The 7,750-nt window shown below is 59.7% G+C and carries 14 protein-coding genes and 1 tRNA gene; 7 read left to right on the plus strand and 8 right to left on the minus strand.

The window, feature by feature from the left end; translation table 11 throughout:
• Positions 1 to 181 precede the first annotated feature (181 nt).
• Positions 182 to 255, plus strand: a tRNA-Cys gene (locus FGE21_RS02150).
• A 114-nt stretch (positions 256 to 369) separates the two neighbouring features.
• On the opposite strand, the gene FGE21_RS02155 is transcribed toward FGE21_RS02150, so the two are convergent.
• The 8 genes from FGE21_RS02155 to FGE21_RS02190 form a co-directional block, all read right to left on the minus strand.
• Positions 370 to 1,365, minus strand: a complete 996-nt coding sequence (locus FGE21_RS02155; protein ID WP_139661274.1) for a tyrosine-type recombinase/integrase — start codon at positions 1,363 to 1,365, stop codon at positions 370 to 372.
• Positions 1,343 to 1,528, minus strand: coding sequence for a hypothetical protein (locus tag FGE21_RS02160; protein ID WP_139661275.1), 186 nt, complete (start codon positions 1,526 to 1,528; stop codon positions 1,343 to 1,345). The genes FGE21_RS02155 and FGE21_RS02160 overlap by 23 nt, the downstream gene beginning before the upstream one ends.
• Positions 1,516 to 2,019: a DNA cytosine methyltransferase gene (locus FGE21_RS20280; RefSeq protein WP_255731241.1), complete on the minus strand. Its 504-nt coding sequence runs from the start codon at positions 2,017 to 2,019 to the stop codon at positions 1,516 to 1,518. Before FGE21_RS20280 ends, FGE21_RS02160 begins: the two co-directional genes overlap by 13 nt.
• A gap of 10 nt (positions 2,020 to 2,029) precedes the next feature.
• Positions 2,030 to 2,302, minus strand: coding sequence for a hypothetical protein (locus FGE21_RS02170; RefSeq protein ID WP_139661277.1), 273 nt, complete (start codon positions 2,300 to 2,302; stop codon positions 2,030 to 2,032).
• The gene (locus FGE21_RS02175; RefSeq protein WP_139661278.1) at positions 2,302 to 2,589 is read right to left on the minus strand and encodes a hypothetical protein; all 288 of its coding nucleotides are present in this window, start codon (positions 2,587 to 2,589) and stop codon (positions 2,302 to 2,304) included. Before FGE21_RS02175 ends, FGE21_RS02170 begins: the two co-directional genes overlap by 1 nt.
• Positions 2,590 to 2,729: 140 nt before the next feature.
• On the minus strand, positions 2,730 to 3,158 hold the full coding sequence (locus FGE21_RS02180) for a hypothetical protein (protein WP_139661280.1): 429 nt from the start codon (positions 3,156 to 3,158) through the stop codon (positions 2,730 to 2,732).
• Between the two features lie 124 nt (positions 3,159 to 3,282).
• On the minus strand, positions 3,283 to 3,564 hold the full coding sequence (locus tag FGE21_RS02185) for a hypothetical protein (protein ID WP_139661282.1): 282 nt from the start codon (positions 3,562 to 3,564) through the stop codon (positions 3,283 to 3,285).
• A 311-nt stretch (positions 3,565 to 3,875) separates the two neighbouring features.
• Positions 3,876 to 4,139, minus strand: coding sequence for a helix-turn-helix domain-containing protein (locus FGE21_RS02190; RefSeq protein ID WP_176695347.1), 264 nt, complete (start codon positions 4,137 to 4,139; stop codon positions 3,876 to 3,878).
• A 304-nt stretch (positions 4,140 to 4,443) separates the two neighbouring features.
• Here FGE21_RS02190 and FGE21_RS02200 point away from each other — a divergent pair, with 304 nt between their 5' ends.
• The 6 genes from FGE21_RS02200 to FGE21_RS20285 all read left to right on the plus strand — a co-directional run bounded on the left by FGE21_RS02200 (position 4,444) and on the right by FGE21_RS20285 (position 7,662).
• Positions 4,444 to 4,767 (plus strand): hypothetical protein, encoded by a 324-nt coding sequence (locus FGE21_RS02200; RefSeq protein ID WP_139661283.1) that lies wholly within the window; start codon positions 4,444 to 4,446, stop codon positions 4,765 to 4,767.
• Positions 4,764 to 5,030 carry a hypothetical protein gene (locus tag FGE21_RS02205; RefSeq protein WP_139661285.1) on the plus strand — a complete coding sequence of 89 codons (267 nt, stop codon included), beginning with the start codon at positions 4,764 to 4,766 and terminating at the stop codon, positions 5,028 to 5,030. The genes FGE21_RS02200 and FGE21_RS02205 overlap by 4 nt, the downstream gene beginning before the upstream one ends.
• On the plus strand, positions 5,030 to 5,668 hold the full coding sequence (locus FGE21_RS02210) for a hypothetical protein (protein WP_255731243.1): 639 nt from the start codon (positions 5,030 to 5,032) through the stop codon (positions 5,666 to 5,668). The genes FGE21_RS02205 and FGE21_RS02210 overlap by 1 nt, the downstream gene beginning before the upstream one ends.
• 176 nt (positions 5,669 to 5,844) lie before the next feature.
• A complete protein-coding gene (locus FGE21_RS02215) occupies positions 5,845 to 6,423 on the plus strand; it encodes a hypothetical protein (protein WP_139661286.1) in 579 nt (192 codons plus the stop codon).
• Entirely contained in the window at positions 6,420 to 7,133 is a 714-nt protein-coding gene (locus FGE21_RS02220; protein ID WP_139661288.1) for a hypothetical protein, read from the plus strand. Before FGE21_RS02215 ends, FGE21_RS02220 begins: the two co-directional genes overlap by 4 nt.
• A gap of 136 nt (positions 7,134 to 7,269) precedes the next feature.
• Positions 7,270 to 7,662, plus strand: coding sequence for an HNH endonuclease (locus FGE21_RS20285; RefSeq protein ID WP_139661290.1), 393 nt, complete (start codon positions 7,270 to 7,272; stop codon positions 7,660 to 7,662).
• Positions 7,663 to 7,750 lie beyond the last annotated feature (88 nt).

The raw sequence follows: 7,750 nt of genomic DNA on the forward strand, positions 1-7,750 counted from the left end.
CGAACGAGCACCCCAGCATTGCGGGACTGTCAGCGTCCTGGAGCGCCCTGGAGCGCCGTGGTGCGAAGAGATTTTCACCGCAGATGAGCGTTTTGCCCCTTGCGAAGGAACAGGAACATTACTAGACAGCGAGGCACACAATGTGGCAGGACACCACCCGCCACGTTTTAGTGATTGACAAGGCGAGTTGGCGGAGTGGTGACGCAGCGGATTGCAAATCCGTGTACACCGGTTCGATTCCGGTACTCGCCTCCAATAAATTCAATGACTTAGAGAGCTTGCCGATGCGACTTGTGATTGCGTCTAAGCAAATGTCTAAACATTCTGTTTTTGTTCTGTTCGGTTTCGGCGCACAAACAGGATGCGATGTCATGGTCTGTGCCGACGGTTTTGGGCTTCGATGGCACGCACACGCTGGCGGATCTGCTGGGTGTAGTGAGCAACCATCTTGGGACTCTGCCCGGTGACTGCGGCCACCAGTTCGTCATTGCAGCCCGCTTCGACCAGTTCGCACGCAGCGTTGTAGCGCCAGCTGTGGATGTCGAAGTTCAACGCTCCGATATCCTCCCTGATCTTGCGAATGGCCTGCGAGGCGCCGCGATATGACCAGCGGTTGGTCGCGCGGTGGTTTGTCAGCATGAACAGTGACCGGCGCGGTGCTACGTCCAGCGCCTCCTGCAGCGAAGGCACGATGGGCACCCACAGCCGCTTGCCGGTCTTGTTTTGTTTGAGTGCAATTCCTCCATCTTGAATGTCACTCCACTGCATTTCCAGCACGTCCCCGATGCGCTGGCCCGATCCAAGGCACAATTCCATCAACAGACGTTCACGGGTGCCGAGCGGCGCGGCGTTGCGGAAGCCGTCGATAAGGCTTTGAGGCCAGGGCAGGCGTGGTTCTGTGTCCAATTTCAGCAGCGATACGCCCTTTGCAGGGTTATCGCTGCGCCACCCAAGATCAATGCAGTGTTCCATCAATATGCGGATCACCTTCACGGCATAGTTCGCGAAGTAGGGCTTTTCTGCATTGTGATCTCGCAGGCGGATCACATCCTTGCGTTGCAGATTCGCGGGATTTAGGGGCCCGAACCGGTCTTCGATAAAAACGGTGTATTTGTCATAGTCCAGCGCAGTTCGGGGCTTCAGGTTCCGATAGCGCGGCGACTTGTGGTAGCTTCGGATGAGCGTGGAAAAATTGCGGTGCAGCACTTTGGGCTTGGCTTCCCCTTTCAGGATAGCTGCATATTCGGCCCAGAACTCGGGGCTTCCGAAGGCCGATTGGATCTTTTGTGATGGCCAGCGGCGCCGCTGAAAATACAGGCCGTTGCGCTGCCGATATATATATTTAGGAAGTTCCCGTTTTGCCATGTCGCATATCCACTTTGTCAAATTCCGAAATGACTTCCGGCTCGGTTTCAAATTCCAGCTCTATTCGTTTTCCTTCGATCACCACACGCTTGACGACGCGCCCGTCGGTTTCGAAGGTTTTCAGATATTGCAGGGCCTTCTTCTCGACTGTTACGGCTGGCATGGTGGCCCTCCTTTCTGCAGATCATGTGGCGCCTTGTTCCATTTATGTCCGTTCAGAAGACCGCCTGGCGTCTCCAGTTCCATCAGTTGCGAGCAGTTTGCCCGCACCAGAGCTTCGGCCAGCGGCGGGCAGACGCTATTGCCAACGCACCGAACTTGCACATCTTTGGGGAAACTTTTGAAACTCCAATCGTCGTCGGTCGTGTTCCAGATCCCCTCGATGACGTAGTCTGCAGCGAAGCCCTGAGCGTTGAATAGTTCGCGCGGGGCCAGCATCCGCATCCCGACATCGACAATCACAAACGTGTTGCCGTCGATCTCCAGGGTGACAAACTCCCGTTCATCCCAAAGGCCAAGGGCCATTTCAATTCCGGTGCTGGCGCCACCGCCACCCGCGAAACTGTCCACGATCCGCGGGCGGGTTTGTCCGAAGGCCTTCAGATCCGGGCCGGAGCGTGCGGCGGCCAAACTTGCAGGGTCAAATAGGCTCATGTCGTTCATATCAGTTCTTGCCCTTCGCGCGGCGCATCCGGCGGATGCAGCGGTTCATGATGGCCTGCCGCTCCGCGATCAGATCGGCCAAGTTCGCTTTCTTCAGTTCGATGCGGACGTGCAGCTTGGCGAGGCGTTTCAATTCAAGGTGATTTGCGAAGTGCAACCACAGAGCGCGAAGCCCAAATGGTACAATTTTTACAGAGCGTTGGCGGCTGTTGTTGTCATGGCCCTGTGTAGTGGGTGCCGCTACACAGGCTTTCGCATCTTTTGCGTGCTGCATTACCGGCCCTTTCCGCGCGGCATCGCCTGCTTGCCGGTCCAGCCGTCAAAGCTCGTTTTCAGGGCTTCAAACGCTTTGGCGGCGGTCGGGTCCGTGGACAGCGCGTTGCGGCTGGTGATCTTGCAGCAGTTGCGCAGATAGGCGGCGGCGGCTGTTTCGCCGAATTGCTGACCAGGCAGGCCGCAGCGCATGGCCGCGAAGCGCTGAAATCTCGGATCATTGCACAGGATTCCGGCCTGCTGGGGCGCGGGCATTTGGTCGAAGGGGATGCGGGGCGATGTGGGCATGGTGGTCTCTTCGTTGATTTGACGGGGGCGCGGCTGGGTTTGTGAGTGGCGACGCGCCGCACCCCCGATGCTGGCGGTGGGAAGGAGACACCGCAGGCATTGGAATAAAAGTGGTCGCAGTCGAAGCCCGCACCAGTGCGTCAGCGAGAGGGCGTAGTTCTCGGTGACGGGGGCAACAGCGGCTGCGGCTGATCGTTAAAGGGGCAATCCAGCTGGCTATCGGTGGCTCGGGTGGAGATGTTGGCCGTTGCACGTGCGAGCCAATCCGCGATCGCAGCGATGCGACTTGGTCCAGCGCCAGTGATGTTGCCAAAGTGGGCGATCCATTGCGCCTCATCCCAGGTCCAAGCAGGGTCTTCCGGGCCTTGCAGCAGGCCTCCGGCTGCGGTGAAGCGCGCGTAGCGGTGCTGCAGCGCCGTAACCGCAAGCGCGCGGGCGAGGGGAGTGGGATCTGTCGTCATCGGCTCGGCTTTTGGTTTTGGGGCGCGGGCGGTGGGCAATTTGGAGGATTGAGCCGCCCGCGCATGATCCGCACCGCAAGACGGGTGCGAAACCTCGGTGTTGGCCACGGCGCGCAATCCTCCAGCGCGCACCGGCTATTCGGTTTGGGGCCAGGGCGGCGCCCTTGGGATCTGACCCGCATGGGTGCGAAACTGAAGCAGGAAGGGTTGGGCATTGCGGGCGCGCCTTGCCCTACGCTGCATGGGTGCCGCGGGGCGTGATGTTCTGTTCAGCCATGTAGCGGCGCACCTTTTGCCCGGTGCGGGCCAGCACTTGCTCTGTCGGTTCCGGCGTCGGAGCCGGGCGTTCCACCAGATGCGCAGCCTGCAGGCGCGCCGGGTCAAAGGCCTGACCGCGCGCGGCTTTCATCGTTGCCCAGGCGGTTGTGAACAGGTGCGGAGTGTCGAGGTGATCCTCAGGTGATCCCGCGATCTGCTGTGCGTGACGTAGCATGTTTGTAGGTTGGTCTTGCATTCAATCCTCCATCGCTTGATGGGGCTTTTGTAATTCACAAAAAGTGGATATTACAAGTAAAAAATCACAATTGGTGGATCTACGGTTGATTTTCACTTGGAGGGGGATGTGGGAATTGATTCTTTCGAGGCAGTAGAGAACAGTGATTGACCTGCCCTGTTGTGAAGTTCTATCTCTGGAACAAAAAGAGAACACGCAACGGGCAAGGAGCGTATGAAATTAGTAGACGAGAGATTAGACAGGATGATTGACATAGCAGAAGAGTTGCAAGTGCCACTGGATCACGTCGTCAGGCACATAGGGCGCTGTGATCAGAGAACCTTCGAGGCAGTCTCGGAAAGGCCATCTCTTCTTCCACGGTATATGAAATCTAGCGTGACACCGTAGGTTTCGCAGAGCCGTTCGGCGCTTTCCACTGGGATGCGCCGGGCCCCCTTTTCCCAGTTGTTGACCTGAGTCGCGTTGAAACCGTGCTTGGCTGCCCACTCTTTCTGGTTCGCATCGGGTGCGAACGCCTTGCGAATGCGCAGCAGGCGATCAGCGATCTCGGGGTAGGATTTGTTGGCTAGGTTCATAGTCTCTTTGGATCACATTTTGTGAATTTTGTGCAAACCACAAAATGTGGACTTGAGTGCATCCACAAAACGTGGATATTGCACTTATGATGAACGTTACTCAGATTGCCGATTTGATCGGGCGCAAAGAGATCGCAGACATGATCTGTGTTGGCCCGACAGCGGTCAGCAATGCAATCGCGCGGGGCGCATTCCCAGCGTCTTGGTATTTGGGCATTCGAACTCTGTGCGATGCTCGAAATGTCGAGTGCCGGACTGCATGGTTCGCGATGGTGCAGCCTTCGACGCGAAAGGACGCCGCCGCATGAGCCGCCCGCGTCTGACCCTGATCGTGAACAATGATGTGCCATGCGACCAGCCTGGCACGTCCCCTACAGCAAAATCTTGGTCAAATCAGTTTGACCCCTTCGCGTTGAAATCCCATGCGCCGGATCTTTGGTCGGCCTATTTCCGTCAGCGGTTTCACAGTCCGCGCGAGGTGGCGCTGTTTTGCGACGTCTCCTTCCAGACCGCCCTGAACTGGTGGGCTGCGACGACCGCACCGGCGAGCCATACGGCCTTGCTGATGATGCTGACGGATCCCGCTGTCGTGACCTTTTTCCAGCACGAACTCAGGGGGGCGGCATGATGGCGCGCCAGCGGACGCCGAGGACAGAGCGGATCGCCTTTCAGATCTGGTGGCTGATCGAGGACACTGCGGGTGAATGCACCCTGCGGGATATGGCCGAGTTTACAGAGACTTCGATGCAGACCTGTTCGCAGATCTGCCGCTATCGCGGCTGGGGCGGGCGCTATCGCAAAATGGCCTGCAGCCATGCGCGCGACAACGGCCCGCAGATGATCGAGGCGCTGGATGAAGAGCTCACCAGCCTGTTCGGGATGGCGGCGTGATGTTGGGCGCGGTGGGGTTGCAGCCGGTCGCCACCGACGATTTGCCGGAGTATCCGCTGGGCATCGAGGACCGGCTGGATAGTCACTATTTCATGGCCTGGGAGCGGCGGCGCTGGCTGAACTCGGACATGCGCTTGAAGGGCACGCCGGAGTGCCGGGCGCTGTACTTCGATCTGATCAACATCGCCTATGATCAGGCGCCGGTGGGCACGCTGCCGCAGGATCTCGACACGCTGGCCAAGCTTCTGATGATCGATCCGGGGCACTTCCGGGCGCTGTGCAAGCTGGACTACGGCCCGTTGCACAAATGGACGCCCTGCATTTGCGAGGGCGGTGAGGTGCGGCTGATGCATCCGATGGTGCTCAGGTCGCTGACAGAGGCCATGTCGCGCAAGGAAGACAACCGGGCCAAGCATGAAGCGGCCAATGCCGCCAAGCGGCTGCAGCGTTTGCGGATGACAGTGGCGGGCTATCACGCCGAGCTGGCAAAGAACGACGCGGCCATTCGCTGGATGGACGAATGGCTGATCCAGGAGGGCTGCGAATACCGCAACGCCAGCTGGATCGAGCGCGCCATGCGGTCCTGGTCGACGCATATGTTCGACCTTGGTCAGGCGCGCACTGGCTCGGTCCGATAACTGTCCGACAGTGTCCAAGACTGTCCGGCGGACAGTTCAAGACAGTCTCGGACAGTCTCAGACTGTCCTGCACGACAGGGACAGAGACAAAGACATAACAAAACAGAAGGTCAGTCGCCGGACAGTTCAGGGGCGGTGGCTGTGGATAACTCGGAATTGCTGAGAAAGGGGCAGAAATGGAAGGTCAGGAACTGAAGGACGGCAAGGCGCGGGTTCGGTCGCTTCTGATTACCCCGCTGGAGCGGCGGGGCATGGAGCGCAGGCGTGCGGTTCGGTTGGAGGAGCATCAGGTCTTTCTTGCCAGCCTGGAGGCACGGCTTGCCTATATGCAGGCGGAAAAGCTGGTGGCGCTGGCGGAAGTGGTGGAGCGCCATGGCACTGGCAAGCTGAAAACGATCTGGCCCACCGAGATCTCGATCATGAATTGGGCGCGGTTGCTGCAAGTGCCGCCTGCCAGTGAGAGCCGACTGGTGCGGACCTATCTGCAGTCTGGCGCAGGCCGCGCGGCCCGGGAGGGCGGCTTTCTGGTTGAGCTGTTCACCTATCTGAAAAAATGGGGGGCGCCGCCCAATGACTATTCAATGGCCGAGATCCGCAAGGAGGCGGACTGGAACCGGGGCAAACTGGCGGCGATCGGTCGGGCGGTGGCCAGTGGCCGCGCCACCGCTTCTGAAACGCAATGGCAGCAAGGCTACCTGAAGACTGAGGCCCGCTGCCTGGACATCATCAATGCAAAAGAAAAGGTGGGCGCATGAGCGTTGTGGTTGTCGGGTCGAATGGCGTTGCGCGTCTGTTGAAGGAGGCGGAGCGGTTCGCATTGGTAAAGGCGCGGGGCAAGGTGCCTGAGGCATGTGGCGATGCGATACCGCAGGCCCCGGCCCGGGGGCCATTCCAGGTGTTCCGGCCAATGGAGCTGCGTCCGGTCGGGGCTGATGGCTATGAGGTCCAGCCTGTCGGCTACAGGGGCCGTTCGGCGATCCGCAATTCAGATGTGTTTGACCTGATGGCGGCGGCCCGGCGGGGGAACAGGCCTGCGCCTCTCACGCCCGGTCAGGTGTCGATGGGGCGCCATTACCGGGATCTGGTTGAACGCCACGCCTGCGCCGGTCTGAAGTGTTCTTCTGTGGAGAGTCTGCGGTCCGGCGGCACCGGCAGTGGTGGCGACTTCATGGATGCCGTGTTGCGGGACCGGGAGGAAATTGATCGGCTGCGGCGGCGGATTGGCACGGGCTGTGCGATCGAGGTGCGTCGTGTCCGCCCGTCCAGGCGCGGATCCCGGATCTCGATCACAAGTCGCAGGTTGGTGGATATGGTTTGCATAGAGGACAAGAGCTTGCGCGATGTTCTTCAAGCGCATGGCTGGTCCGTCTATGGGGATACGGTGAAGGCTGTGCGGATGGCATTGGCGGGGGCTTTGGATGCGATGAGCGGGCAGGTTTGCCATGGGACCATCCTGACGCTCTGACTTGATGCCCTGAAAAACCGCTTGACCCTTACCTCACTCACATGGCAATGAATATGCATCATCACGAATTGCGCCCACGGGAAACCGGCGGGCGCTTTTGCGTTGTACACTCCGAAAATCAGTGAGAGGGGGCGGGATGCCCAGAAAGCCCTGCGCGCATCCGGGATGTTTCCGGTTGATCGATCTTGGTGCGGGCTATTGTGACCGCCATGTCAGGTCAGAAAAGCAGGATCGCGACAGGCCCTCCGAGGCGAAGCGGCGGACTGTGAGGCCAAGCCGCAAGTGGTACGACAGCAAGGGCTGGCGGGGCCCGACGGGGCGGCGCAGGCGTCAGCTGGAGGCCGAGCCGCTCTGCCGGATGTGTTCGGCGCATCCCAAACAACTGGCCACGGTGGCGGATCACATTGTGCCGCACCGCGACGATTACGCGTTGTTCTGGTTCGGCGCGCTGCAATCGCTGTGCAAGGCCTGCCACGACATCAGGAAACAGCGGATCGAGCGGCGCGCAAAAGGGGTGGGGGGGCTTTGAGAGTCTCGGGCCTCCGGGACTGCAACCGGCGGGGATAATCAGATTTATGCGCACGCAAATTTATGGGGGGGGGTATGCACCACTGCGG

It is taken from the genome of Phaeobacter sp. B1627 (genome assembly GCF_006265095.1).
Taxonomy (GTDB): domain Bacteria; phylum Pseudomonadota; class Alphaproteobacteria; order Rhodobacterales; family Rhodobacteraceae; genus Epibacterium.

Coding starts and splice junctions, on each gene's coding strand:
- FGE21_RS02155 (WP_139661274.1), bottom strand. CDS start 1,365: ATGGCAAAACGGGAACTTCCTAAATATATATATCGGCAGCGCAACGGC.
- FGE21_RS02210 (WP_255731243.1), top strand. CDS start 5,030: ATGTTGGGCGCGGTGGGGTTGCAGCCGGTCGCCACCGACGATTTGCCG.
- FGE21_RS02220 (WP_139661288.1), top strand. CDS start 6,420: ATGAGCGTTGTGGTTGTCGGGTCGAATGGCGTTGCGCGTCTGTTGAAG.
- FGE21_RS02170 (WP_139661277.1), bottom strand. CDS start 2,302: ATGCAGCACGCAAAAGATGCGAAAGCCTGTGTAGCGGCACCCACTACA.
- FGE21_RS02160 (WP_139661275.1), bottom strand. CDS start 1,528: ATGCCAGCCGTAACAGTCGAGAAGAAGGCCCTGCAATATCTGAAAACC.
- FGE21_RS20285 (WP_139661290.1), top strand. CDS start 7,270: ATGCCCAGAAAGCCCTGCGCGCATCCGGGATGTTTCCGGTTGATCGAT.
- FGE21_RS02215 (WP_139661286.1), top strand. CDS start 5,845: ATGGAAGGTCAGGAACTGAAGGACGGCAAGGCGCGGGTTCGGTCGCTT.
- FGE21_RS02175 (WP_139661278.1), bottom strand. CDS start 2,589: ATGCCCACATCGCCCCGCATCCCCTTCGACCAAATGCCCGCGCCCCAG.
- FGE21_RS02185 (WP_139661282.1), bottom strand. CDS start 3,564: ATGCAAGACCAACCTACAAACATGCTACGTCACGCACAGCAGATCGCG.
- FGE21_RS02190 (WP_176695347.1), bottom strand. CDS start 4,139: ATGAACCTAGCCAACAAATCCTACCCCGAGATCGCTGATCGCCTGCTG.
- FGE21_RS02205 (WP_139661285.1), top strand. CDS start 4,764: ATGATGGCGCGCCAGCGGACGCCGAGGACAGAGCGGATCGCCTTTCAG.
- FGE21_RS20280 (WP_255731241.1), bottom strand. CDS start 2,019: ATGAGCCTATTTGACCCTGCAAGTTTGGCCGCCGCACGCTCCGGCCCG.
- FGE21_RS02200 (WP_139661283.1), top strand. CDS start 4,444: ATGAGCCGCCCGCGTCTGACCCTGATCGTGAACAATGATGTGCCATGC.